This is a genomic window from Ferrovibrio sp. MS7 (assembly GCF_038404985.1).
GTDB classification, from domain to species: Bacteria; Pseudomonadota; Alphaproteobacteria; order Ferrovibrionales; family Ferrovibrionaceae; genus Ferrovibrio; species Ferrovibrio plantarum.
In genome coordinates this window covers 2,550,758-2,576,201 of the sequence record NZ_JBBKBA010000001.1, presented here as the reverse complement: position 1 = coordinate 2,576,201, position 25,444 = coordinate 2,550,758, and the positions used below count along the sequence as shown (strand labels likewise).

Below are 25,444 nucleotides of genomic sequence, written 5' to 3'. Positions count from 1 at the left end.
GGGGGGAAATCAGGGGTCAAAAACGCCTGATTTCAGCCAGTTCCAAGCATCGTCGCCGCAGGCCACGACAAGCGGGCTGCCCCAGGGCTTGTCGGCGGCGCGATACCGGCTGCCATCCAGCCGCTTCGCCACCCCGCCGGCTTCCTCGATCAGCAGGCAGCCAGCAGCATGATCCCAGGGCAAGGCGCGGTTATAGAGCGCGTAATGGATGTGCCCTTCGGCAATGGCCATGTATTCCTGGCCGGCACAGCGCAGGATGAACACACCCGCGGTACGGTCGAGCCGATGCGCGATGCGTGCGGCGAAATCGCGCTCGCCATAGCGGATATTCGGCGCGCCTGAGAGATGCGCCAGGCTGGCGGGTTTCGATAACTGGAAACGCCGCTCTGTCCCATCGGCTTCCAGCATCCAGGCGCCATGCCCGCGCCGCGCCATGGCGGTGACGCCACGCACCGGATCGTGAATCCAGCTCGCTTCCGCCTCGCCATCGCGCACCATGGTAACCATGACGGCGAACAAGGCCGAGCCGACGGCAAAATTGGCCGTGCCATCCACCGGATCGATCAGCCAGGCAATGCCCGGGCGGCGCAGGGCTTCCATCACGCTTTCATCGGCGCTGGCGGCTTCTTCGCCGACAATCACGGAATCCGACGCAAGTGCCTTCAGCTTCGGGCCGAGCCAGGCTTCGGCGGCGCGGTCGGCAACAGTAACGACATCATGCGGCCCGGCCTTGGTATCCACCTCGCCGGCCTTGAGCTGGCGAAAATGCGGCAGGATGGTTTCCTTCGCCGCCTCCACCAGCAGGCGGTTCACCGCCGACATGTCGATCATCCCTAAGCTCCCTGCTGCCGCTTCTGCCAGCGGCCATACTCGCCGGGACTGAGGCTGACCGCCAGATGCAGTTCCCCGTCCTTCTCCGCCATGCTGCGCACCTCGCCGTGGCGATGCAGCCAAGCCAGCGCGGCGCCATCGGCAGCCGGCAGCGTCAGGTCCAGCTCCACCCGGTCATCGCCAAGCCGGGCGTCGATGCGGGCCAACAGCAGGTCGCAGCCGCTGCCATCCAGAGCCGAAATCGCCACCACCTCATCCTGCCGCTCAGCCTGATTCAGCAGCGTCTCGCGGGCTTCCGGCTCCATCTGGTCGATCTTGTTCCAGGCCTGCATCAGCTTGTGACCGGAAGTGTCGGTGATGCCGAGCGAGGCCAGTACGGCATCCACATCGCTGCCCTGCGCCGCCCAGTCGGGATGCGCCATGTCGCGCACATGCAGCACCAAGTCAGCGGCCACCACCTCTTCCAGGGTGGCGCGGAAGGCGGCAACCAGATGGGTCGGGAGATCGGAGATGAAACCCACGGTATCGGACAGGATCACCTTGCGGCCCGACGGCAGCTTCACCACGCGCATGGTCGGATCCAGCGTCGCGAACAGCAGGTCCTTGGCGAACACGTCGGCGCGGGTCAGGCGGTTGAACAGCGTGGATTTGCCGGCATTGGTATAGCCGACCAGGGCGACCACCGGATAAGGCACCTTCTGGCGCGCGCGGCGGTGCAGGCCACGCGTCGTCACCACATGTTCCAGCTCCGCCTTGATGCGGGTGATGCGGTCGCCGATGATGCGGCGGTCCATTTCAAGCTGGCTTTCGCCAGGGCCGCCGAGGAAGCCAAAGCCGCCGCGCTGGCGCTCAAGGTGGGTCCAGGACCGCACCAGGCGTGAGCGCTGATAGGTGAGATGCGCCAACTCGACCTGCAGCCGGCCCTCGCGCGTGCGGGCGCGGGCACCGAAGATTTCCAGGATCAGGCCAGTACGGTCGATCACCTTGGTCTTCAGGCCACGCTCGAGATTGCGCTGCTGCACCGGCGTGACAGCGGCATCCACCACCACCACATCCACCGGCTGCTCCTGGATAAGCTGCGCCAGTTCCTCAACCTTGCCCGGCCCGATCAGGGTGCCGGGCCGCCATGCCGAGACGTTGATCACCTCGGCATGGCGCACCTCGAGGTCGATGGCGCGAGTCAAGCCGACAGCCTCCGCCAACCGGGCTTCCGGCTGTCGCTTCTCGGGCGCGGCGCCCTTCAGAACAGGATGGATGACCAGTGCCCGTCCGGCGCCATTGCCGCCGGACGGGCTCGCGGTTTGATCGCTCAAGGGATCAGTCGTGGTGCCCGCCAGCGGCGCCACCAGCCGAACCACCCTGCGCACCGCCAGCGCCACCCTGGGCGGCCGGGTCGAACAGCTGGATCGGGCCAGACGGCATCACGGTGGAGATGGCATGCTTGTAGACCAACTGCATGTGACCATCACGGCGCAGCAGCACCGAGAAATTGTCGAACCAGCTGATGATGCCCTGCAGCTTAACGCCATTGACGAGGAAGACGGTGACCGGGGTCTTGGTCTTGCGGATGTGGTTGAGGAAAACGTCTTGGACGTTTTGCGGCTTTTCGGCGGCCATCGTTGGACCTTTCTTTTTTGTTTGTTGTTGTTATCGCGTTCTTGTTTTTGTTGTCGGGTTTGCCGAAAGAACGGCGCGGCTAACAAGTTGCCGACCGTGCAATACCCATAGTGCTAACATAGACACGAAGTATGGCAAAACAATGGCCCAACCCTGCCGGGTGCAGCCCCGCGACGCCATGCCGCACTGCAACATAATGCAGCGGCGAGGGAGTGGCTCAGGGGGCCAGATAGGGCGCCGAAGGCAGTTCGCCAGCTGCCTGGGAATCGGCATAAACCTCATAAAGCGCACGGATTTTTCCTGAAAGCAGGCCCGGCGCGCCATTGCCGATCGGCCTGCCATCCAGACTGGTCACCGGCATCAGAAAGGCCGTGGTGGAAGTGACGAAGGCTTCCCGCGCCTCATAGGCCTCGGCGGGCGTGAAAGCACGCTGCTCGATCTTCAATCCCTCCGCCTTGGCCAGGGCCAGGATGGCCGAGCGGGTGATACCGCTGAGGATGCCGTTATCGAGCTGGCGGGTGACCAGAGCGCCATCCTTGGTGACGATCCAGGCATTGGAGGACGAGCCCTCCGTCACCCTGCCCTCGCCATCCACCAGCCAGGCCTCGAAGGCGCCGGCTTCCTTGGCTTGCTGCTTAGCCAGCGCCGCCGGCAGCAGGCCTACACTCTTGATGTCGCAGCGGGCCCAGCGCTGGTCGCGCGTGGTGATGGCGGCGACGCCCTTGGCGGCATTGGCAGCGATCTTGGCGCGGTCCAGCGGCTTGGCGATGGCCACCAGGGTTGGGCGCGCACCAGCCGGGAATGGGAAATCGCGGCGCGCTGCACCGCGCGTTACCTGCACATAGATGCTGCCGAAATCGACCCGGTTGCGGCGGATGGTTTCCTCGAACACCACCTGCAGGGCGGCACGGCTCATCGGATGCGCGATGCGCAGCTCATCGAGGTTGCGCTCCAGCCGTACGATATGGCCCTCGGCATCCACCATCCGGCCACCGATCACCGCGATCACTTCATAAACGCCATCGGCGAACTGGAAACCGCGATCCTCCACATGCACCATGGCATTGCGATAGGGCTGGTAACGGCCATTGACATAAGCAACGCGCGACATCGCGATATCTCCACGGATCAGAAGAATTCAAGCCGCACGGCGAAGAGCTTCTCGACCTTCTTCACCGCATCCTTGCGCGCGAACAGGATCAGCCGGTCGCCGGCCTCGATCTCGGAATCGCCGCGCGCGATTTCCACATCCTCGCCGCGCACGATGGCGCCAATCATAATGCCGACAGGCAGCTTCAACTCACGCAACGGCTTGCCCACCAGTGCGCTGGTCTGAATCGCCACCGCCTCCACAACTTCCGCCGCGCCATCGCGCAGGCTGTAAACGCCGCGGATACGGCCGCGCCGCACATGCTGCAGGATCGAAGATACGGTGGTGGAACGCGGATTGACCACTACATCGATACCTAGCGAGCCGATCAGGTTCTCATAGGCCGGATTGTTCACCAGGGTGATGGCACGCTGGCAGCCGGCACGCTTGGCAAGCAGGGAAGCGAGGATATTCACTTCGTCATCATTGGTCAGCGCAATGATTGCCTCGGCGCGCGAGATCTTGGCCTCATTCAGGATATCCATGTCGAGCGTATCGCCCTGGATCACCACGGTATCCTGCAACTGGCCGGCAATGTTTTCGGCACGGGCACGGTTGGCCTCGATGAGCTTCAGTTTGACGGATTTCTGTGCCTCGATCTCACGTGCCAGGAACAGGCCGATATTGCCGCCGCCGGCCAGCACGATACGCCGCGCCTCGCGCTCCTCATGGCCAAACAGCCGCATGGCGCGTTGCACATGGCTGGTCATGGCGAGGAAATAGATTTCGTCGCCCGCCTCCATGTGATCGTCGGCCTCGGGCACGATCATCTCGTCGTTGCGCACGATGCCGCAGACATTGATGTTGAGGTCCGGGAACAGCTCGGTAAGCTGGCGCAGCGGCGTGTTCAGCACCGGGCATTCTTCTTCCAGGCGCACGCCGATCAAGCGCAGACGGTCACCGGCGAAGGGAATCATGTCGAAGGCGCCAGGCGTCAGGATGCGGCGGTGAATCGCGCGCGCCACCTCGATTTCCGGCGAGATGATGTAGTCGATGGAGATATTCTCGCCATTGAACAGATCGGACCATTCCGGCTTCAGATAGCTCTGGGCGCGGATACGGGCGATCTTGGTCGGCACCTTGAAAATGGCGCGGCCGACCTCACAGGCGATCATGTTGACCTCGTCGGCATAGGTCACCGCGATCAGCATGTCGGCATCGGCGGCACCGGCACGGTCCAGCACATCCGGATGCGAGGCATGGCCGACAATGGAGCGGAGATCGTAGGTCTCGGCAACCTTATGCGCCTGCTCCGCCGACTGGTCGATTACCGTCACTTCATTGCCCTCGGCAGCAAGCTGCCGGGCGATGGTGGTGCCAACCAGGCCGGCGCCACAAACGATGACTTTCATGGCGCGATGACTTTCATGGCGCGATCACCTTCATGGCCTAGCTGCCGTTGCGGTCGAGATTGGCAACACCCAGCGCCTTGAGCTTGCGGTGCAGCGCGGAGCGTTCCATGCCGATGAAGCTGGCGGTGCGCGAAACATTGCCGCCGAAGCGGGTGATCTGCGCCAGCAGGTATTCGCGCTCGAACACCTCGCGGGCATCGCGCAGCGGCAGCGCCATCACTTCCGTGGTGGTCTCGGGCCGCAAAGCCACTGGCGGCGTGGCGCCAAGATCGGCCGGCAACATGTCGGCATGGATGGCGCCGCGCTGCTCGCCCGGCATCATGATCAGCAGCCGCGCCACGGCATTGCGCAGCTCGCGCACATTGCCCGGCCATTCCGCCGATTGCAGCGCCAGCAGCGCATCCTCGGCCAGTTCACGCTCCGGCACGCCCTGACGCTGGGCCTCGAAATGCACGAAATACTTGGCCAGTTCGGGAATATCCTCGCGCCGGTCGCGAAGCGCGGGCACCTTCAGCGGCACGACATTGAGGCGATGATAGAGATCCTGGCGGAACAGGCCCTGTTGCACCCGGGCGGCAAGATCATGGCTGGTGCCGCTGACCACGCGCACGTCCACCTGTACGCGGGTGCGACCACCAACGCGCTCGAAGCTCTGCTCGGTCAGCACACGCAGGATCTTGGCCTGGGTCTCCAGCGGCATGTCAGCCACTTCATCAAGAAACAGCGTGCCGCCATGGGCTTCTTCCAGCACACCGACGCGATGCGAGCCGCCGCTGGCCTCTTCAACGCCGAACAGTTCGGTTTCCATGCGGTCCGGCGTCATGGCCGCCGCATTCAGCGCTACCAGCCGGCCGCCGGCACGGCGCGAACGGGCGTGCAGCAGCCGCGCCACCAGTTCCTTGCCGGAACCCGGCGGGCCGGAAATCAGCACGCGGCTGTTGCTTGGCGCCACCCGCTCCACGGCCTGACGCAGTGCGTTGATCGCCGGCGAATGGCCGATCATCTCGGTGATGCTGCCGGAACGCTGGCGCAGTTCCTCGTTCTCGCGGCGCAGGCGGGCCTGCTCCAGTGCGCGCTCCACCAGCAGCAGCAGGCGGTCGCTCTTGAACGGCTTCTCGATGTAATCGTAGGCGCCACGCTTGATCGCCGACACAGCGGTTTCGATATTGCCATGACCGGAAATGATGATCACCGGCACATTGGGATGATCGCGAGCGATGCGGTCAAGGATTTCCAGGCCATCGAGCCTGCTACCCTGCAACCAGATATCAAGGATCACGGCACTGGGGCGGCGAGAGTCAACTTCGCGGAGAGCGGCATCGGAATCGCCGGCCATGCGGGTTTCATAACCCTCATCCTCCAGGATGCCAGCGATCAGGTTGCGGATATCCGCTTCGTCGTCGACAATCAGAATGTCACGCGCCATGACTGCTCACGCCAACCATCTGCTTCGTCGTCTCGATATGGTTCGTGGTTTCGGCGCCGCCCCCCTGCTGCTGCCCGATGGCGGGCATGAGCGGCAATCGAATCCGCGCCAAACTACCACTTTTCGCTTCCGGATCAAACGCCCGGGCATCCTCCAGCGTGATCTGGCCGCCATGCTCCTCGATGATCTTCTTCACAATGGCAAGGCCGAGGCCGGTGCCTTTGACACGCGTCGTCACATAAGGCTCGAATAGCCGGCCCCGCAATTCCGCCGGCAGGCCCTTGCCGTTGTCGCAGATCAGAAGCTGCGCCTCGGCCTGTTCCAGCCGCAACTCGATCCGGATGCGGCCTGGCGGCAATGCGGTATCCTCGCGGCGTTCGCGGCCATCGATGGCATCCAGCGCATTCTGCAGCACATTGGTCAGCACTTGCGAAATCTGCCGTGCATCGCATTTCAGCAGCACCGGATCGGCCGGGAAACGGCTCTCGAAACCGATATCGCCGCGCGCCACCTGCTGCATGAACGCTGACTGCCGCACGATCTGGGTGAGGTCTTCCTCGCGGTAGACCGGGCGCGGCATGCGGGCGAAGGCGGAGAATTCATCCACCATGCGGCCGATATCACCCACTTGGCGAATGATAGTATCGGTGCATTGCGCGAAGATCTCCGGATCCGTACTGACTTCCTTGAGATACTTGCGCTTCAGCCGCTCGGCGGAAAGCTGGATCGGGGTAAGCGGATTCTTGATCTCATGGGCAATGCGCCGGGCGATATCGGCCCAGGCGGCATTGCGCTGCGCCGCCATCAGTTCAGTTACGTCATCGAAGGTGACGACGTAGCCCAGCAGCTCATTGCCAGTGATCTCGCGCGCCACGCGGACCAGCAGGCTGCGCGGCGCTTCGCCACGCTGAACCACCACCTGACCGCGTGCGACTTGTTCGGCGGGATTATCTCGAAGTTGCAGAAACAGGGGCGCCATCTCGGGCGCCACATCAATGAACGGCTTGCCCACCACATCGTCGAACCCGGCCTCCAGCAGATGCAGAGCAGAAGGGTTCGGCAACGTGACCTTGCCGCTGAGATCAACGCCGATGACACCAGCCGAGACACCAGCCAACACGGTTTCGGTGAAGCGGCGGCGCTCGTCGAGTTGGCGGTTGGCACTGATGAGCTGTGCCTGCTGCGCCGCAAGCTGGCCCGTCATACGGTTGAAGGCACGACCGAGATTGCCGATCTCGTCCTCGCCCGGCTGTTCGGTAACGCGCACCCCAAGTTCGCCAGTACTGATCCGCTCTGCGGCGGATACGACCTCGCCTATCGGCGTCGCCAGCCGGGTGGCCATGGTGAGGCTGAGCCAGATCGAGGCCAGCAGCAGCAGCAGCGATACCAGGATGAACAGGCCGGCGAAGCGGACTTCCAGGCCGGAACGCTCCTGCTCCAGACGGTTATATTGCGCGGCCGCCGCACGGGTGCGATCCAGGTTGGCCAGCACCTGCGGGTCGATGAAGCGGCCGACATAGAGGAAGGCATCGACGAAGCCATCGAGTTTGATCAGGCCGCGCACGCGCTCGTCGGAGTCAGCAGCGATAAACACAAGCTGGCCGTTGGCGGCATCGAACAGCATCGGATCGGTGATCTGATCCAGGTCGAACTGCATGCCGAGCCGTGTCTGGGCCAGGATTTCGCGCGTCGAGGTGAAGACCATGGCCTCGCCCAGGCCGCGCAGCCGGGCCAGGGTGAGCACCGCCTGCTGGAACAGGATCGGGTTGCGCCCCAGGCGCGAGGCTTCACGGTTGAGATCGACCGCCATGCCCAGTATATCGGCGCGGATCGTCTTGCGGTGCTCCTGGGAATAGGCCTCTGCCACCGCCACCGATGCCTTCACCGCCGTGTTCACACGGTCGCTGAACCAGGTTTGCAGGCCGAGGCTGAAGAACAGCACGGCAAACACCGACATCAACACCGCCGGCAGCGAGGACAGCACGGCAAAAATCACCACCAGCCGGGCATGCAGACGCGAACCCGCCGCGCCGCGCCGGCGCTGCATCCACAGCATCACCAGGCGGCGCGCCACCACGGCAATCAGCGCCAGCAGGGCCACCAGGTCGGAGAGCAGCATGAACTGGATTTCGCGCGGGCTGAGTTCGCGCATCGCGCCTGGGGTCATCGCCACATAGGTGACAATGCCGAGCGCCAGGGCTGAAACCGCGACGGCGATCTCGAAATAGCGCATCACCCGGTGGCGCGCGATCCAGGCGACCAGGCGACGCCATAACAGCACCCCGGGGGCTGTCCCGGCGGGCTTAGCGGATGGATCGTTTACGGCAGGGTCCAGGGTCATTGGCCGGGCAGTCTATACCACCCGGCAGCGCCTGTGAATCAGCCGGCCCGGCCGGTAAACAGCCGCCCGGCAGAGCCAGACAGGCTATTTCAGACCGCGAATGACCTGGATGTTGTGGTCGCGGATCTTCTTGCGCAGCGTGTTGCGGTTCAGCCCCAGCATCGAGGCCGCCTTGATCTGGTTGCCCCGCGTCGCAGCCAGGCTAAGCGAGATCAGCGGTATTTCCAGCTCACGCAGCATGCGGTCGTAAAGCCCGTTGGGCGGCAGATCGTCGCCATGGGCGGCAAAATACTTCGTGATATGGCGTTCAATCGCACCGGCGAGGGTCTCCTCCTCGTTCGGCTCCGGCGCCCGGGCAGCCTGCGGCGGCTCGGCCAGCTCGTTCTCGATCACCTCCACGCCGATCACATCCTCGGCGTAAAGCGCGGCCAGGCGGCGCACCAGATTCTCCAGCTCACGCACATTGCCCGGCCAGCGGTAGCGGCGCAGCCGCTCCATGGCTTCCGGCGACACGGTCTTGAGCGGCAGCCCCTGGGCATGGGCCTGATTAAGGAAATGCCGCACCAGATCCGGGATGTCCTCGCCACGCTCGCGCAGCGGCGGCAGGCGCAGCGGCACTACGTTCAGGCGATAGAACAAGTCCTCGCGGAACAGGCCCTGGTTCACCAACTGGCGCAGATCGCGGTTCGTGGCGGCGACAATGCGCACATCGGTACGGATCGCGGTACGGCCGCCCACGGTGGTGTATTCGCCCTGCTGCAACACGCGCAGCAGGCGGGTCTGCGCCTCGATCGGCATATCGCCGATTTCGTCCAGGAACAGCGTGCCACCCTCCGACTGCTCGAAGCGGCCGGCATAGCGCGCATTAGCACCGGTGAAGGCGCCCTTTTCGTGACCGAACAATTCGGACTCGATCAGCTCGCGCGGAATCGCCGCCATGTTGATCGCCACGAAGGGGCCATTGCGGCGCTTGCCGTAATCATGCAGCGCGCGCGCCACCAGTTCCTTGCCGGTGCCGCTCTCGCCCGAGATCAGCACCGTCAGATCGGTGCCCATCAGGCGCGCCATGACGCGGTAGATTTCCTGCATCGAGGGCGAACGGCCGATCAGCGGCAGCTTTTCCTCGTCATTCGCCGCCTCGGCGGCTTCCGACGGCATCGCCTTAGGCTGGCTCAGCGCGCGCTCCACAACGCGCAGCAATTCCTTGAGGTCGAAGGGCTTGGGCAGGTAATCGTAGGCGCCGCGCTCGGCCGCCTTCACGGCGGTGAGCAGGGTCTTCTGTGCGCTCATCACGATGATCGGCAGATCGGGCCGGATACGCTTGATGCGCGGCAGCAGGTCCAGGCCATTCTCGTCCGGCATCACCACGTCGGTGATGATCAGGTCGCCCTCACCTTCCGAGGTCCAGCGCCACAGCGTCGCCGCATTGCCGGTGGAACGTACCTGATAGCCGACCCGGCCCAAAGCCTGGTCCAGCACGGTCCTAATCGAGCGATCATCGTCTGCGACCAGGATCGTACCTTTGTTGCTCATGCCTGCTCTCCAATTTCGTCTGCCGTGATCGCATCCACCGCAGTGGTATGGACCGGCAGCCGCGCACTAAACACCGTTCGGCGGGGACGGCTATCGCATTCGATGACGCCGCCATGGTCGCCGATAATCTTCGCCACCAATGCAAGCCCCAGGCCAGAACCCTGCGGTTTGGAGGTCACAAATGCGTCAAACAGATAAGGCCGGATATCCTCGGGCACACCGGGGCCGTTATCCTGCACGGTTACTTCGAGCGGCAGGTGCAGACGATCACGCGAGCCGCGCACCGCCAAACGCACGCCATGGCGGTAGGCCGTGGTGAGAATGATCTCGCCGCCCGAATCGCCGTCGATAGCCTCGGCAGCATTCTTCACCAGATTGAGGAACACCTGCACCAACTGGTCACGGTTGCCGTAGACCGGCGGCAGCGACGGATCGTAGCGCTCGATGAAGCGTACATTCTTGCCGAAGCCGGCCTGCGCCACGCGACGCACATGCTCCAGCACCTGGTGGATATTCACCGGGCCGCGCTCAATCGGGCGCTTGTCGGAGAACACTTCCATGCCATCAACCAAGGCACAAATACGGTCGGCTTCATCGCAGATCAGCCGCGTCAACTCACGATCAGCCTGGCTGACGCTGGCTTCCAGAAGCTGCGCCGCACCACGGATGCCGGAGAGCGGATTCTTCACTTCATGCGCCAGGATCGCGGCCATGCCGGTGACGGAGCGTGCCGCACCACGATGGGTCAACTGGCGGTCGATCTTCGCCGCCATGCTGCGCTCATCCAGGCGCAGGATGACAAAGTCTTCCTTTTCCGGCACCGGCGAAACCTGCACATCAACCAGGCGTTCACCAAGCCGCGGCGAACCGAGATCGACATCGTATTCCGACACCACGTAGCGGTCGCGCTGCACCTGACTCACCAGTTCCAGGATCGGGCTGCCAAACGGCACCACGTCGCGGATATTCTGCCGGCTCAGCATCGCCAGGCCGGAGTCGAAGAACTGCTCGGCCGCTGGATTGGCGTATTCGATGTCACCGGTACCATCCAGCACCAGGATCGGGTTGGGAATGGCGCCCAATACCAGGGAGGGGTCGAGCATGCTGCGTTTCTCGGCGGTCTCAGGCATCACGGTCACGCTGCCAACCGATCGAGCTGCGGCGCGTAGAAGTCGCGCACCGCACGGCGCACGTCATCGGGCTGCTCGATCTGCATGATCCGGGTACGGAAATCCGCCGAGCCAGGCAGGCCTTTGGAATACCAGGCGACATGCTTGCGTGCGATTTTCACACCCGTCTGCAGGCCATAGAATTCCAGCATCGCATCGTAATGCTCCAGCACGATACGCTCCTGCTCATCCAGGCTCGGGTCCGGCATCACCGTACCGCTGCGCAGATATTCCATCACCTGCGCCAGGAACCAGGGGCGGCCATAGGCGCCACGGCCGATCATCACGCCATCGGCGCCGGATTGATCCAGCGCGGCACGGGCCTCTTCCAGCGTGGTGATATCGCCGTTCACGATCACCGGGATCGATACGGCCTCCTTCACACGGCGCACGAAGCTCCAGTCGGCGCGACCGTTATACATCTGGCAGCGGGTGCGGCCGTGCACGGTGAGCATCTTGATGCCCTCGCCTTCGGCGATGCGGGCAAGTTCCGGCGCATTGCGGCTCTGCTCATCCCAGCCGGTGCGCATCTTCAACGTCACTGGCAGCTTCACGGCATTCACCGTGGCGGTGATCAGGGTCTTGGCATGAGCCAGATCGCGCATCAGGGCGGAACCGGCATAGCCGTTCACCACCTTCTTCACCGGGCAGCCCATGTTGATATCGATGATGGCGAAGCCCTTGTCCTCGTTCAGCTTCGCCGCCTCGGCCATGACATGGCCCTCGCAGCCGGCAAGCTGCATCGACAACGGGAATTCCTCAGGGCTATTCTCGGCCATCTTCAGCGACTGGCGCGACGCACGCACCATCGCCTCCGAGGCAATCATCTCGGACACGACAAGGCCCGCGCCGGAGCGCTTGACCAGCCGGCGGAACGGCAAATCCGTCACGCCAGACATCGGCGCAAGGATCACCGGATCCTCGATCTTTACCGAACCAATTTCTATGCTCATTTTTTAGACATCAGCCTTAGCTGCCCACTTGTTGACCATGGTACCGGTGTTTTTACTGCGCTGCAACATGAATCCAGCGCTACCCTACGATTTGCCAGACCCGCCCCGCCTCGGTTAGGGTGCCGGCCATGAAACATGCCGCCCTGATCGTCGCCGGGGGCCGCGGCCTGCGCGCCGGTGGCGGAATCCCCAAGCAATACCAATATCTTGGCGGCATCCCCGTCTTGCGGCATAGCCTGCTTGCCTGCCTGACCCATGATGCCATCGGCCTGGTGCAGGTGGTGATCCATCCCGACGATCAGGCCCTCTACCATGAAGCAACCCAGGGCCTGCCGTCTGCTGAAAAATTGGCCGTTGCCTGTTTTGGCGGCGAAACCAGGCAGGAGTCCACACGTCTTGGCCTCGAGGCCCTGAATGCTCTGCCCGAACCGCCGGCTACCGTGCTGATCCATGATGCCGCACGGCCCTTCCTGAAGGCCGCCGCCATCGACCGCCTGCTCACTGCCCTAGGCCAGAGCCCAGGCGCGATCCTTGCGGTGCCGGTGGTGGATACGCTGAAACGCGCCGCAGGGCAAGATGGCCTGATCCAGGGCGGCGCCGACCGCCAAGGCCTGTGGCGGGCCCAGACACCGCAAGCATTCCATTTCGGCGCCATCCTGGAAGCGCATCAGGCCTTCAGGAATGGGACGCACACGGATGATGCGGCGGTGGCCGAACAGGCCGGTCTGGCGGTGCAACTGGTCTTAGGCGAGGAAGAGAATTTCAAGCTGACGGAACCCGGCGATTTCGCCCGTGCCGAGCGGCAGTTGCTGCTGAGCCTCGGCGATATCCGCATGGGCCAGGGCTATGACGTGCACGCCTTCGGCGATGAACCAGGCCGCAAGCTTATGCTGGCCGGCATCGAAGTGCCGCATAGCCGCTCGCTGGCTGGCCATTCCGATGCCGATGTCGGCCTGCATGCACTCACCGATGCCATTCTCGGCGCGCTGGCCGATGGCGATATCGGCAAGCATTTCCCGCCGAGCGATATGCGCTGGAAAAACGCTGCCTCCGACCGTTTCCTGCAGCATGCCGCCGACCTGGTGCGGGCACGCGGCGGCGTCATCGCCCATCTCGACCTCACCTTCATCTGTGAAGCGCCGAAGATCGGGCCGCATCGCGATGCCATGCGCGCACGCATCGCCGAAATCTGCCGCATCGATATCAGCCGTGTCGCGGTGAAGGCCACCACCACCGAGGGCCTGGGCTTCACCGGCCGGCGCGAAGGCATTGCGGCGCAGGCGCTCGCCACCCTGCGGCTGCCGCTGTGAGTCTGAGTTTTCTCCTCGCCACCTGGTTCGGCCTCGGCAAGCTGCCGAAGGCGCCGGGCACCTGGGGCTCGCTTGGCGCCCTGCCCTTCGCCTGGGCCATGCAGAGCTATGGCGGCCCGCTGGCACTCGGCATCGGCTTCCTGGTCATCTGCGTCATCGGCTGGTGGTCGATCAGCGATTTCCTGCAACGCTGGCCCGGCGAAGACCCGCAGGAAATCGTCATCGACGAAGTCGCCGGGCAATGGCTGGTGCTGCTCTTCGTGCCGCCCGACTTGGCTCTCTATGCCATCGGCTTCGTGCTGTTCCGCGTGCTGGACATCACCAAGCCCTGGCCCGCCTCCTGGGCCGATGGCACACTCTCCGGCACCGCCGGCGTTTTCCTCGACGATGTCCTTGCGGCGGTTTATGGCGCCATCGCGATGGCGCTGCTTGCGCATTACTGGTGACAATGATGATGACCGATGAAAATCTCCGCCTAGCCGAAACGCTGCTGCAGGCCTGCCGTGAGCGCGAGCTGAAACTCGCCACGGCTGAAAGCTGCACCGGCGGCCTGATCTCCGCCACGCTCACCGAAATCGCCGGCTCCTCGGATGTGTTCGAGCGCGGCTTCGTCACCTATTCCAATGAGGCCAAGTCGGCCAGTATCGGCGTGCCGGCGGAGATCGTCGCCGGCCATGGCGCGGTCTCGGAGCCGGTCGCCCGCGCCATGGCGGAAGGCACATTGCGCCGCAGCCTCGCCGATATCGCCATCGCCTGCACCGGCGTTGCCGGCCCCGGCGCCTCTGGCCGCAAGCCTGCCGGTCGCGTGCATATCGCGGTGGCACGCAAGGGCGCGGAAACGCGCCATGCCCAGATGGATTACGGCGATATCGGTCGCGGCAAGGTACGTCTGGCAACCGTGCGCGATGCCCTCACCATGGCGATGGAAGTAGTTACTCAATAGATCGTCATGCGCGGACTTGATCCGCGCATCTTATCCCGAAGGAGTGAGACCGCCGGGTCAAGCCCGGCGGTGACGGCCTAATTTGAAAGCATCAAATATCCGCCTGCCGCTTTACTTCGCCGGACGCGGCGATGGTGCCATCGCGCACGAAGCGTTCGTGGTTGGCGTCGATCTCATCCAGCCGGTAGAGGTAATTCACCATCAGGCCGGCGGATTCCTTGAAGCCCTTCTTCGAGCGATCGCCGAGCCAATTGAGGCGATGCACCTGCGAGCCGTTGCTCAGGTGAAAACGCGCCACCGGATCGCGCGGCTTGCCCTTGCTCTGCGCGGTGAGCAGGTAACGCGCGCAAAGCCGCAGCAGCGGTGCCTTCAAGGCCGCCGCCAGTTCCTCGTTATCGGCCCAGGCATTGTCGGCCAGGATTTCCGGCAGCATACCCTTGGAGAAACGCTTGCCGAGTGCGGCCGAGAGCGCATCGCGCTCGGCACTCTTCACCACATTGGGCAGGCCTTCGGCGATGGCTTCCTTGAGCCAGGAGCGGAAGCCCGGGATCGGTGATAGCGTGGAGAAGGTTTTCAGGTTTGGCAATTCGCGGCTCAGGTCATCGACCACGCGCTTGATCAGGAAGTTGCCGAACGAGATGCCGCGCAGGCCGGTTTGCGTGTTCGAGATCGAATAGAAGATCGCGGTATCGGCGGCGGCGGCTTCCAGCACCGGCTGGCTCTGATCGAGCAACGCCTGCACATTACCGGCGATGCCGCGCACCAGCGCCACCTCTACGAAGATCAGCGGCTCCAACGGCATGCGCGGATGGAAGAAAGCATAGCAGCGGCGGTCGCTGTCTAGCCGGTTGCGCAGATCATCCCAGCTTTCGATGGCATGTACCGCCTCGTAAGCGATCAGCTTTTCCAGCAGGGCCGCCGGGCTGTTCCAGGTGATGCGCTGCAATTCCAGAAAGCCAATATCGAACCAGGCGGCGAACAGGTCTTCCAGGTCGGCATCAAGGATTGCCAGTTCCGGCGCCTGTTTGGTAAAGCGGTTGGCATCGGCGCGCATGTCGACGAGGAACTTCACGCCCTGCGGCAAGGCTGTGAACTGGGTAAGCAAACGATGCCGCGCCGGAGTCAGCGACTGGCGCAAGCGGCGCTCGGCCTTATGTCGCGCCACCGGATCGTCGGCTTTGAGTACTGCATCGATAGCGCTTTGGACACCGGCTGGTGCCGCACCAAAATCGCTCGCCAACGCCTGCAGGAAAGCCAATCGGCCTTCTTCGTTGAGCCCGAGATAGAGCCGCCCGAGCGAAGCAGCACGGGCGCGGGCGGTCACTTCGCCGCCGCGTTCCTCCAGGCAATCGCGGAACAGAGCCAGCAACCTGTCGCGGTCCTTCGGCCCCAATATGCCATCTCGGCCCAGGCTGGCGTCGCCGCCAGAAATGCCGCGCCAGGCATCGCGCAGGCCCTTGAGGCCCTTCTCGATCAGGCTGCTGGAGATCAGGTTACTGGTCGGCGGCAAGGCAAGCATTGGCGGACTCCCATCGTTCGGTGGGCGGGACGCTTACTTCTTACCGTATAATGCCTCGGCGCGGGTTTCAAAGGCCGCGACCATGCGCCGCACGGCTTCACTGAACAGTAACTCTATCGTCTTTTGCAGGATGCGGTTGCGGAACTCGAAATCGACGAAGAAGTCGATCTCGCAACCCTGCGGGTGCGGATGGAATATCCAGTGGTTGCGCAGGTATTTGAACGGCCCGTCGCTATAGGCGACATCGATGCGCTGCTTGCTCGGGTCCAGGGTCACGCGCGAGGTGAAGCGCTCGCGGAACACCTTGAAGCCGATGATCAGGTCGGCAACCAGCAGGGTCTCCGACCGCTCGCGGATCCGGGCACCGATGCACCAGGGCAGGAAGACCGGGTAATGCTCGACGGCAGCCACGAGGTCGTAAAGCTGGTCCGGGCGATACGGCAGCACCCGCTTCTCGGCATGGGTCGGCATTATTCCGCGGCAGCCAGCTTGGCGAGACGGGCGGCCTTCAGCGCGGCGAAATCCTCACCCGCATGATGCGACGAGCGCGTCATCGGCGAGGACGCGACGCGCAGAAAGCCCTTGGCGAGGCCGAGCGTCTTGAACTCGATGAATTCGGCCGGGGGCACGAAGCGCGCCACCGCCGCATGCTTGCGGGTCGGCTGCAGATACTGGCCCAGCGTGAGGAAATCCACATCGGCAACACGCAGGTCGTCCATCACCTGCATCAATTCCAGCTTCTCTTCGCCCAGGCCGACCATCAGGCCGGACTTGGTGAAAATCGCCGGGTCAAGTTCACGCACGCGGGCGAGCAGTTGCAGCGAGGCGAAATAGCGCGCACCAGGCCGGATGGTGGGGTAGAGGCGCGGCACGGTCTCAAGATTGTGGTTGTAGACATCGGGCTTGGCTTCCACCACCGCCTCGATGGCGCCCGGCTTGCGCAGGAAATCCGGGGTGAGCACTTCAATCGTCGTGTCCGGCGACGCACGGCGGATCGCCTGGATGGTGCGGACGAAATGCTTCGCGCCGCCATCGGCCAGATCATCGCGGTCCACCGAGGTGATCACCACATGATGCAGGCCGAGCTTGCCGACCGCTTCGGCGACATGGTCCGGCTCGTCATGGTCGATGCCCACCGGCTTGCCGGTGGCGACATTGCAGAAGGCACAGGCGCGGGTGCAGACGGCGCCGAGGATCATCACGGTGGCGTGCTTCTGCTTCCAGCATTCGCCGAGATTCGGGCAGGCCGCTTCCTCGCAGACGGTATTCAGCTTCAAATCGCGCATCAGCTTGCGCGTCTCGGCCACTTCCGGCGAGGTCGGCGCCTTGGCGCGGATCCATTCCGGCTTGCGCAGCACCGGCGTATCCGGCTTGTGGGCCTTCTCGGGGTGGCGCAGGGTGGGAGTCAAATCGGTCACGGCTTCCTCACGCTACTCTCGGGCGTCAGCACGGCTTCCAGCAGCACATCCAGGTCGCCGCGCAGCCTGGTGGCGGTCAGGCGGGCCGGCGGCAGGATCGCCTTGCGCTCCATGCTGCCCAGCGACAGCCGCATCACATAACTAGCGCCGTCGAGGCGATAGGAAAGCGCGTAATGCTTGCCATTGCCACGCTCCACCACCACTTCCGCCAGTGGCGGCAATTCGGCAGCACGTTCAAAAACGCCGGCATCGAAACGCGGCTTCACCACAATCCGGCGTTCGGCCAGAACCTCGGCAAAAGCCTCGAAAGCCGGCATCGCCACCGTATCGAGATGCAGCGCCAAGCGATCGAAGCCTTCGCGCTCACGCCGCGCTTTGGCATGAGCCAGGCGCTCCTGGTCATCCGTGGTCTGGGCGTTGCGCTTCTCGATCTCCGCCAGCTTGCGCAGGAAATGCTCTTTCATGACTTAACTAGATAGCACGTTGCGCCCAAGCCCGCGATACCGGGAGAAATCCCTAGAAATTCAACACCTTGCCGTAAGCATCCAGCACCGACTCATGCATCATTTCGCTTAAAGTCGGGTGCGGGAACACGGCATGCATGAGTTCCGCCTCGGTGGTTTCCAGCGTCTTGGCGATGCCGAAGCCCTGGATCATCTCGGTCACTTCCGCGCCGATCATATGGGCGCCGAGCAGCTCACCCGTCTTGGCGTCGAACACGGTTTTCACCAAGCCTTCCGGCTCACCCAGCGCAATGGCCTTGCCATTGGCCAGGAACGGGAAGCGGCCGACCTTCACCTCATGGCCCTTGGCCTTGGCGGCGGCTTCGGTGAGGCCGACCGAGGCAATCTGCGGCGTGCAATAGGTGCAGCCCGGGATGTTCGAGGTATTCAGCGGATGCACGTCCTTGAGGCCGGCGATCTTCTCGATGCAAATCACGCCCTCATGACCAGCCTTATGCGCCAGCCAGGGCGGGCCGGTAAGGTCGCCGATAGCATAGACGCCGGGCTCGTCGGTGCGACTGTAGTCGTCCACCACGATATGGGTGCGGTCGACCTTCACCTTGGTGCCTTCGATGCCGATATTCTCGACATTGCCGACGATGCCGACGGCGAGGATGACGCGCTCGACGGTGATCGAGCTTTCCTTGCCGGCCTTGTCTTTGAGCGTCGCGGTGACGCTGTCGGTGCCTTTCTTCAGGGCCGTCACCGTGGTGCCGACATGGATCTTCATGCCCTGCTTCTCGAATGCCTTGCGCGCCAGGCCGGAGATTTCCTCATCCTCCACCGGCAGCACGCGGTCCATCACCTCAACCACCGTCACCTCAGCGCCGAGCGTACGGTAGAAGCTGGCGAATTCGATGCCGATGGCGCCGGAGCCAACCACCAGCAGCGACTTCGGCAGGCCCTGCGGCACCATGGCTTCCTTATAGGTCCAGACCAGCTTGCCATCCGGCTCCAGGCCGGGCAGCGAGCGCGCCCGCGCGCCGGTGGCGAGGATGATGTGCTTGGCGGTGAGATCGGCCACCGGCTTGCCGTCCTTGGTCACTTTCAGCTTGCCGGGACCATTTAGCGCCCCATGGCCATCGAACACCGTGATCTTGTTCTTCTTCATCAGGTGTTTCACGCCGCCGGAAAGCTGCGCCGCCACCTTGCGCGAACGCTCCACCACCTTCTGCGCGTTGATCGTGACCTTGCCTTCAACCGTGAAGCCGAAAGCCTCGGCATGCTTGATATGGGAATAGATTTCCGCCGAGCGCAGCAACGCCTTGGTCGGGATGCAGCCCCAGTTCAGGCAGATGCCGCCGAGATGCTCGCGCTCGATGATCGCAGTCTTGAAACCAAGCTGGGTGGCGCGGATCGCCGTGGTGTAACCGCCCGGACCGCTGCCGACGACGATGACATCGAATTGCGTGTCGCTCATGGCTCTCTCCTAAAGAGACTTGGTGATGCCGCCATCCACGCGCAGATTCTGCCCGGTGATGTAGCCGGCGGCGTCAGACAGCAGGAAACTCACGGCGCCAGCGATTTCCGCCACGCGGCCATAGCGCCCCATCGGGATGCGGGCCTTGCGCTCGGCTTTTTCCGGCAGACTGTCGATGAAGCCCGGCAGCACGTTGTTGATACGGATACCCTTGGGCGCATAGAGATCGGCATAGACCTTGGTGAAAGCCGCCAGCGCAGCGCGCACCGGGCCTGAGACCGGGAAATCCGCTTCCGGCTCCAGCGTCGCATAGGTCAGCAGGTTGACGATTGATCCACTGCCCTGGCGCTCCATCACCGGCGTCACCAGCCGCAGCATGCGCACGACGCTCAGATGCACCAGCTCGAAACCCTGCAGCCAGGCTTCGTCGGTGATCTCCAGCAGCGGCCCCTTGGGCGGATGGCCGGTATTGTTCACCACCGCGTCGATGCGGCCGAACGTGTCGAGCGTCAGCTTGACCAACGCCTCTACATCCGCCGCCACCGCGTTCGAACCAGCAAGGCCGATGCCGCCGACGCTCTCGGCCAGCGTCTTGGCGGCACCCGACGGCGACATGGCAGCAACCTTGTAGCCCTCAGCAGCCAGTTGCTTGAGGATGCCGGCGCCCATGCCTTTGCCGGCGCCGGTGACAATCGCGACCTTGCTCATGCCCAAGACTTTATTCATACCCTGGGCCTCACAGCAGCATGGTCAGCGGGTCTTCGACATAGCCCTTGAAGACTTGCAGGAACTCGGCACCGACAGCGCCATCGACGACGCGATGATCGACCGACAGCGTGCAGCTCATCACGGTCGCGACAGCCAACTGGCCGTTCTTCACCACCGCGCGTTGCTCGCCGGCACCCACTGCCAGGATGCAGCCCTGCGGCGGGTTGATCACGGCGGCGAACTGCTTGATGCCAAACATGCCGAGGTTGGACACCGAGAAGGTACCGCCCTGGAATTCTTCCGGCTTCAGCTTGCCATCGCGGGCGCGGGCGGCGAGGTCCTTGGTCTCGGCGGCGATCTGCGCCAGGCCCTTGCCTTCTGCCGCCTTGACGATCGGCGTGATCAGGCCGTTCGGCGTCGCCACCGCGACCGAGACATCGGCATGCTCATAGTAGAGCAACCCGCTCTCGTCGTAGGAACCATTCGCCGCCGGCACCTTCTTCAGCGCCAGCGCCACGGCACGGATCACGAAATCATTGACGCTGATCTTGCTCTCCGCCTTGGCATTCAGCCGGGTGCGCAGGCTGAGCAATTCATCCAGCTCGCAATCGATGGTGAGGTAGAAATGCGGCACCGTCTGCTTGGACTCGGTCAGGCGCCGCGCGATGGTCTTGCGCATCATCGACAGCGGCTCAAGGCGATACGGCATCTTGAGCAGGTCGGCGAGCTGGCGCGCACCAGGGCCGGCAGCGGCAGGCGCTGCGGGCTTCGGCGCCGGTGCACCGGCGGCGGCGGCCGGAGCCGCCTTCCTGGCGCCACCACCAGCCTTGGCGGCTTCCACATCGGCCTTGACGATACGGCCATGCGGGCCGGAACCGGCAATCGCCTTGAGGTCGAGGCTGGCATCCGCCGCGATGCGGCGCGCCAGCGGCGACGCGAACACGCGCTCGCCGGCATGGGCCAGAGCAGATGCAGCAGCCGGTGCCGCAGCCGGGGCCGGCTTCGGCGCCGGTGCAGCAGCGGCAGCAGGAGCCGGCGCCGCAGCGGGTGCAGCAGCAGGCGCAGCCTTGGCAGCAGGCGCCGCACCAGGCTTCTCATCCTCGCCACGCAGCACAGCGATGGGCGTGTTCACCGCCACGCCTTCGGTGCCTTCGGCGACCAGGATCTTTTCCAGCACGCCTTCATCGACGGCTTCGAATTCCATCGTCGCCTTGTCGGTCTCGATCTCGGCCATCACGTCGCCGGCCTTGACCGTGTCGCCTTCCTTGATCAGCCATTTGGCGAGCTTGCCTTCCGTCATGGTCGGCGAAAGCGCGGGCATCAGGATTTCTGTCGGCATGGCGCGCTCCTTCAGCGATAGCAGACGGCGCGCGCCGCCTCGATCACTTCAGCCACACTGGGCAAGGCAAGCTTTTCGAGATTGGCCGCGTAAGGCATCGGCACATCCTTGCCGGTGACGCGCAGCACCGGCGCATCGAGATGGTCGAAAGCCTGCTCCATGACCCGGGCGGCGATTTCAGCGCCGATGCCGGATTGCGGGAAGCCCTCTTCCACCGTGACCAGGCGGTTGGTTTTCTGCACCGAGGCGATGATCGTCGCGGTATCCATCGGGCGGATAGTGCGCAGGTCGATCACCTCGGCCTCAATGCCCTGTTCGGCCAACTTCTCGGCGGCCTGCAGGCAATAGCCGACCGAAATCGCATATCCCACCAGGGTGACATCCTTGCCGGCCCGCGCAATGCGCGCTTTGCCGATGGGTACCACGTAATCGTCCAGCTTCGGCACCTCGAAGCTGCGGCCATAGAGAATCTCGTTCTCCAGGAAGATCACCGGGTTCGGATCGCGGATCGCCGCCTTGATCAGGCCCTTGAAGTCGGCCGCCGAATACGGCGCCACCACCTTGAGGCCCGGGATATGCGAATACCACGCGGCATAGCACTGGCTATGCTGCGCGGCGACGCGGGCGGCGGCGCCATTCGGGCCGCGGAACACGATGGGACAGCCCATCTGGCCGCCAGACATGTAAAGCGTCTTGGCCGCCGAGTTGACGATCTGGTCGATGGCCTGCATCGAGAAATTGAAAGTCATGAATTCGACAATGGGACGCAGGCCACCGAAAGCCGCACCGACGCCAAGGCCGGTGAAGCCCATCTCGGTGATCGGCGTGTCGATCACGCGCTGCGGGCCGAATTCATCCAGCATGCCCTGGCTGATCTTGTAGGCGCCCTGATACTGGCCGACTTCCTCGCCCATCAGGAACACGCTCTTGTCGCGGCGCATTTCTTCCGACATGCCTTCGCGCAGCGCCTCGCGCACGGTCATTGTCACCATCTCGGTGCCCGGCGGAATATCGGGATCGGCCAACTCCTTGGCCGGCGCGGCGGGCGCCGTCACCACCGCCGGTGCCGCAACGGGCGCGGCAGCAGGGGCCGGCGCAGCCTTGGCAGCAGCCGGGGCCGCCGCTTCACCTTCGCCACGCAGCAGCGCGATGGGCGTGTTCACGGCAACGCCTTCGGTGCCTTCGGTGATCAGGATCTTCTCCAGCACGCCTTCATCGACGGCCTCGAATTCCATCGTCGCCTTGTCGGTCTCGATCTCGGCCATCACCTGGCCGGCCTTCACCGTGTCGCCTTCCTTGATCAGCCACTTGGCCAGCTTGCCTTCGGTCATGGTCGGCGAAAGGGCGGGCATCAAAATCTCAATAGCCATGGTCTGCGTCCCCTTCCCTGCTTCAGGCTTCTACCGTGATGTCAGTCCAGAGTTCCGACGGATCGGGCTCCGGGCTGCTCTGGCTGAAATCGGCAGCCTTCTGCACCACTTCCTTCACTTCCTTGTCGATGGCCTTGAGCGCATCCTCGTCGCACAGCTTGTTGTCGAGCAGCATCTGGCGCACCTGATCGATCGGATCATGCTCGGCGCGCATCTTGTTCACTTCTTCCTTCGAGCGATACTTCGCCGGGTCCGACATCGAATGGCCGCGATAGCGGTAGGTCATCATTTCCAGGATCACCGGGCCCTTGCCGGCGCGGCATTGCGCCACGGCTTCGGCACCGGCCTCGCGCACGCTCAGCACATTCATGCCATCCACCTGGCGGCCCGGCACGCCGAAGCTTTCACCGCGCTTATACAGCGCCGGCTGTGCCGAGGCGCGGGCAACAGCGGTGCCCATGGCATACTGGTTATTCTCGATCACATAGACGACCGGCAGGTTCCAGAGCTCGGCCATGTTGAAGCTCTCATAGACCTGGCCCTGGTTGGCCGAGCCATCGCCGAAATAGCAGAAGGTGACATTGTCGGTGTTGTTGTATTTCTGCGCGAAAGCCAGGCCGGTCCCGAGCGGCACCTGCGCGCCAACGATGCCGTGGCCGCCATAGAAATTCTTCTCGCGGCTGAACATGTGCATCGAGCCGCCCTTGCCCTTGGAATAACCGCCGATGCGGCCCGTAAGCTCGGCCATCACGCCGCCCGGGTCCATGCCGCAGGCCAGCATATGGCCGTGGTCGCGGTAGGAGGTGATCACGGCATCGCCCTGCTTGGAGCAGGCCTGCAGGCCCACCACCACCGCTTCCTGGCCGATATAGAGGTGGCAGAAGCCGCCGATCAGGCCCATGCCGTAAAGCTGGCCGGCCTTCTCCTCGAAGCGGCGGATCAGCAGCATGTCGCGGTAATAGCCAAGCAGCGTGTCGGCATCGGGCAGCTTGGGCGCAGCGGCCTTGCTCGGGCTTTTCGCCATCGGATTTCCTCCCGGGAAATGTCTTAAACCGGGAGCCAGGATGGCGATAAATTCAGTTAAAACAAGGACTTTTTGGTATTTAACCAAATTTCGGTTAAGTGGCGAAATTTTCGGTCTGAAAGCTGGGGTGTCAGCGTCCGAGAATTACCAATTCGCGGTTCATCAGTAGACCGAGCGAGCGGTGCGCCTGCTCTTCCAGCATGTCTGCATCCAGGCCGCTGGCCCGCAGCAGGGTGACGCGGCGCTCGAGCTGCTTGCGCTCGGCGGTGATCTCGGCCAGGGCGGCCTTGGTGTCGTGAATCTGCACCGAGAGGCGGGTATAGGCATTCAGCCCATGCTCGCCCTCCACGGCGTGATAGCCGAAATAGGCGATGGTGGCGAAGCAGATCACCGGCACGATGGCGGCCAGTGAGTGACGTTTGATCTCGCGCAGGGCTCCCATGCCTTGAATCGAATCACATCCGAGTCGCCGGGTCAACAACAAAACCGTGATCGGCGGCGATTCATGCCAGAGAGTCAAAGCGTTAGCCTGATTCTACTGTTGCTGAATCCCTGGGGTGTCGGCAATTGCGCTTTTGCAACCTGCGTGACCCGAATATGCTCACACCATGCGCCGCGCCGAGACCCCGCCGCACCCCGATTGGCCGAGCCATCAGGCCGTGCTCGGCCTTGCCGATTCCGATTCGACGGCTGGCAGTGATGCCTACAGCCTGAGCCCTGCCGAGATCGACCACTTGGAAGCGGCGGCGGCCCATGTCGAGGAACTCACGCTCGAAGCCGTGGCCGCCCTGCTGGCGGGCGGCGTGCCGGCGGAATTCGGGCTCGACCAGACTGGCCTCGCCATGGCTGCTGAAAGCTGGGGCCGGCAGGACAAGAACCTGATCAGCCGCATCGACTTCGTGCTGACCGCCGATGGCGTGCCGCGCCTGTATGATCTCGATGCGCTCACGCCGCACGGCCTGCTGCAGGCCGGCGTGCTGCAGGCGGAATGGCGCGATTGGCATCGCCCGGATGACCGCCAGTTCAATCATATCCATGAGACCCTGGTGCAGGCCTGGCGGCATTTCGGCCTCTATGGTCACCGCGTGCATTTCCTGGAAGCGGCACCCGGCGAGCAGATGGTGCTGACCTATCTGCGCGAGACCGCCCTGCAAGGCGGCGTCGAGGCGGTGGCGATTGCCGCCGACCAGTTGATCTGGAATGGCCGCCGCCTGCTCGATCAATGGCGCCGACCGATCACGCGGCTCTGCGTGCAGCGGCCGTGGCAGGATCTGCGCGTCGCCAACTTGCTGCGACCGAGCGGCGTGCGGGTGATCGAGCCGGCCTGGAAGGCGCTGCTGGCCAGCCCGGCCTTCCTGCCCTGGCTGCGCCGCCGCCATGGCGAGGAAGCCCTGCTCGCGCCGCCGCCGATTGGCGGCCCGATCCTCGGTGTATGGATGATCGCTTCAAGGCCTTCAGGCCTCGGCATTCACGACCCGGCCACCGGCCAGGTGATCCCGCATTTCGTGCCGGGGTGAA

At 63.9% G+C, this 25,444-nt stretch carries 24 protein-coding genes; 4 read left to right on the top strand and 20 right to left on the bottom strand.

What is annotated here, in order from left to right; genetic code table 11:
• Nucleotides 1-9: 9 nt before the first annotated feature.
• The 10 genes from V6B08_RS12355 to dusB all read right to left on the bottom strand — a co-directional run bounded on the left by V6B08_RS12355 (nucleotide 10) and on the right by dusB (nucleotide 12,372).
• Nucleotides 10-831 carry an inositol monophosphatase family protein gene (locus V6B08_RS12355; protein WP_341981146.1) on the bottom strand — a complete coding sequence of 274 codons (822 nt, stop codon included), beginning with the start codon at nucleotides 829-831 and terminating at the stop codon, nucleotides 10-12.
• 2 nt (nucleotides 832-833) lie between these two features.
• Nucleotides 834-2,093 (bottom strand): GTPase HflX, encoded by a 1,260-nt coding sequence (gene hflX / locus V6B08_RS12350; RefSeq protein ID WP_341981646.1) that lies wholly within the window; start codon nucleotides 2,091-2,093, stop codon nucleotides 834-836.
• Between the two features lie 55 nt (nucleotides 2,094-2,148).
• On the bottom strand, nucleotides 2,149-2,448 hold the full coding sequence (gene hfq / locus V6B08_RS12345) for an RNA chaperone Hfq (RefSeq protein WP_341981143.1): 300 nt from the start codon (nucleotides 2,446-2,448) through the stop codon (nucleotides 2,149-2,151).
• Between the two features lie 217 nt (nucleotides 2,449-2,665).
• A complete protein-coding gene (locus V6B08_RS12340) occupies nucleotides 2,666-3,559 on the bottom strand; it encodes a D-amino-acid transaminase (RefSeq protein ID WP_341981142.1) in 894 nt (297 codons plus the stop codon).
• Between the two features lie 17 nt (nucleotides 3,560-3,576).
• Nucleotides 3,577-4,950, bottom strand: a complete 1,374-nt coding sequence (gene trkA / locus V6B08_RS12335; RefSeq protein WP_341981140.1) for a Trk system potassium transporter TrkA — start codon at nucleotides 4,948-4,950, stop codon at nucleotides 3,577-3,579.
• 37 nt (nucleotides 4,951-4,987) lie between these two features.
• Nucleotides 4,988-6,376, bottom strand: a complete 1,389-nt coding sequence (ntrX, locus tag V6B08_RS12330) for a nitrogen assimilation response regulator NtrX (RefSeq protein WP_341981138.1) — start codon at nucleotides 6,374-6,376, stop codon at nucleotides 4,988-4,990.
• Nucleotides 6,366-8,657, bottom strand: a complete 2,292-nt coding sequence (locus V6B08_RS12325) for a sensor histidine kinase NtrY-like (protein WP_341981136.1) — start codon at nucleotides 8,655-8,657, stop codon at nucleotides 6,366-6,368. Before V6B08_RS12325 ends, ntrX begins: the two co-directional genes overlap by 11 nt.
• A gap of 144 nt (nucleotides 8,658-8,801) precedes the next feature.
• Nucleotides 8,802-10,250, bottom strand: a complete 1,449-nt coding sequence (gene ntrC / locus V6B08_RS12320; RefSeq protein WP_341981134.1) for a nitrogen regulation protein NR(I) — start codon at nucleotides 10,248-10,250, stop codon at nucleotides 8,802-8,804.
• The gene (locus V6B08_RS12315) at nucleotides 10,247-11,380 is read right to left on the bottom strand and encodes a two-component system sensor histidine kinase NtrB (protein WP_341981644.1); all 1,134 of its coding nucleotides are present in this window, start codon (nucleotides 11,378-11,380) and stop codon (nucleotides 10,247-10,249) included. Before V6B08_RS12315 ends, ntrC begins: the two co-directional genes overlap by 4 nt.
• A 5-nt stretch (nucleotides 11,381-11,385) precedes the next feature.
• Nucleotides 11,386-12,372: a tRNA dihydrouridine synthase DusB gene (dusB, locus tag V6B08_RS12310; protein ID WP_341981132.1), complete on the bottom strand. Its 987-nt coding sequence runs from the start codon at nucleotides 12,370-12,372 to the stop codon at nucleotides 11,386-11,388.
• Between the two features lie 128 nt (nucleotides 12,373-12,500).
• Between dusB and V6B08_RS12305 the strand changes: the two genes are divergently transcribed.
• Genes V6B08_RS12305 through V6B08_RS12295 form a run of 3 tightly spaced genes read left to right on the top strand, consistent with a single transcriptional unit; the run spans nucleotide 12,501 to nucleotide 14,625 of the window.
• Nucleotides 12,501-13,682, top strand: a complete 1,182-nt coding sequence (locus V6B08_RS12305) for a bifunctional 2-C-methyl-D-erythritol 4-phosphate cytidylyltransferase/2-C-methyl-D-erythritol 2,4-cyclodiphosphate synthase (protein WP_341981130.1) — start codon at nucleotides 12,501-12,503, stop codon at nucleotides 13,680-13,682.
• Nucleotides 13,679-14,128 carry a phosphatidylglycerophosphatase A family protein gene (locus V6B08_RS12300; RefSeq protein WP_341981128.1) on the top strand — a complete coding sequence of 150 codons (450 nt, stop codon included), beginning with the start codon at nucleotides 13,679-13,681 and terminating at the stop codon, nucleotides 14,126-14,128. The genes V6B08_RS12305 and V6B08_RS12300 overlap by 4 nt, the downstream gene beginning before the upstream one ends.
• Nucleotides 14,129-14,133: 5 nt before the next feature.
• Nucleotides 14,134-14,625: a CinA family protein gene (locus tag V6B08_RS12295; protein WP_341981125.1), complete on the top strand. Its 492-nt coding sequence runs from the start codon at nucleotides 14,134-14,136 to the stop codon at nucleotides 14,623-14,625.
• Between the two features lie 91 nt (nucleotides 14,626-14,716).
• Here V6B08_RS12295 and V6B08_RS12290 read toward each other — a convergent pair whose 3' ends face one another.
• The 10 genes from V6B08_RS12290 to V6B08_RS12245 all read right to left on the bottom strand — a co-directional run bounded on the left by V6B08_RS12290 (nucleotide 14,717) and on the right by V6B08_RS12245 (nucleotide 24,368).
• Complete coding sequence (locus V6B08_RS12290) at nucleotides 14,717-16,144, bottom strand: malonyl-CoA decarboxylase (RefSeq protein ID WP_341981123.1); 1,428 nt, start codon at nucleotides 16,142-16,144, stop codon at nucleotides 14,717-14,719.
• Between the two features lie 33 nt (nucleotides 16,145-16,177).
• Nucleotides 16,178-16,615, bottom strand: coding sequence for a type II toxin-antitoxin system RatA family toxin (locus V6B08_RS12285; RefSeq protein WP_341981121.1), 438 nt, complete (start codon nucleotides 16,613-16,615; stop codon nucleotides 16,178-16,180).
• The gene (gene lipA / locus V6B08_RS12280; RefSeq protein WP_341981119.1) at nucleotides 16,615-17,562 is read right to left on the bottom strand and encodes a lipoyl synthase; all 948 of its coding nucleotides are present in this window, start codon (nucleotides 17,560-17,562) and stop codon (nucleotides 16,615-16,617) included. Before lipA ends, V6B08_RS12285 begins: the two co-directional genes overlap by 1 nt.
• Nucleotides 17,559-18,026 (bottom strand): hypothetical protein, encoded by a 468-nt coding sequence (locus V6B08_RS12275; protein WP_341981118.1) that lies wholly within the window; start codon nucleotides 18,024-18,026, stop codon nucleotides 17,559-17,561. The genes lipA and V6B08_RS12275 overlap by 4 nt, the downstream gene beginning before the upstream one ends.
• A gap of 52 nt (nucleotides 18,027-18,078) precedes the next feature.
• A complete protein-coding gene (lpdA, locus tag V6B08_RS12270; protein WP_341981117.1) occupies nucleotides 18,079-19,485 on the bottom strand; it encodes a dihydrolipoyl dehydrogenase in 1,407 nt (468 codons plus the stop codon).
• A gap of 9 nt (nucleotides 19,486-19,494) precedes the next feature.
• A complete protein-coding gene (locus V6B08_RS12265; protein WP_341981115.1) occupies nucleotides 19,495-20,211 on the bottom strand; it encodes an SDR family oxidoreductase in 717 nt (238 codons plus the stop codon).
• A gap of 10 nt (nucleotides 20,212-20,221) precedes the next feature.
• Nucleotides 20,222-21,532, bottom strand: a complete 1,311-nt coding sequence (locus V6B08_RS12260; RefSeq protein ID WP_341981111.1) for a pyruvate dehydrogenase complex dihydrolipoamide acetyltransferase — start codon at nucleotides 21,530-21,532, stop codon at nucleotides 20,222-20,224.
• A gap of 11 nt (nucleotides 21,533-21,543) precedes the next feature.
• Nucleotides 21,544-22,902 carry a pyruvate dehydrogenase complex E1 component subunit beta gene (locus tag V6B08_RS12255; RefSeq protein WP_341981109.1) on the bottom strand — a complete coding sequence of 453 codons (1,359 nt, stop codon included), beginning with the start codon at nucleotides 22,900-22,902 and terminating at the stop codon, nucleotides 21,544-21,546.
• A gap of 22 nt (nucleotides 22,903-22,924) precedes the next feature.
• Entirely contained in the window at nucleotides 22,925-23,926 is a 1,002-nt protein-coding gene (gene pdhA, locus V6B08_RS12250; protein WP_341981106.1) for a pyruvate dehydrogenase (acetyl-transferring) E1 component subunit alpha, read from the bottom strand.
• A gap of 130 nt (nucleotides 23,927-24,056) precedes the next feature.
• Complete coding sequence (locus V6B08_RS12245; protein ID WP_341981105.1) at nucleotides 24,057-24,368, bottom strand: FtsB family cell division protein; 312 nt, start codon at nucleotides 24,366-24,368, stop codon at nucleotides 24,057-24,059.
• 166 nt (nucleotides 24,369-24,534) lie between these two features.
• Between V6B08_RS12245 and V6B08_RS12240 the strand changes: the two genes are divergently transcribed.
• Complete coding sequence (locus V6B08_RS12240; protein ID WP_341981102.1) at nucleotides 24,535-25,443, top strand: glutathionylspermidine synthase family protein; 909 nt, start codon at nucleotides 24,535-24,537, stop codon at nucleotides 25,441-25,443.
• Nucleotide 25,444: the final 1 nt, after the last annotated feature.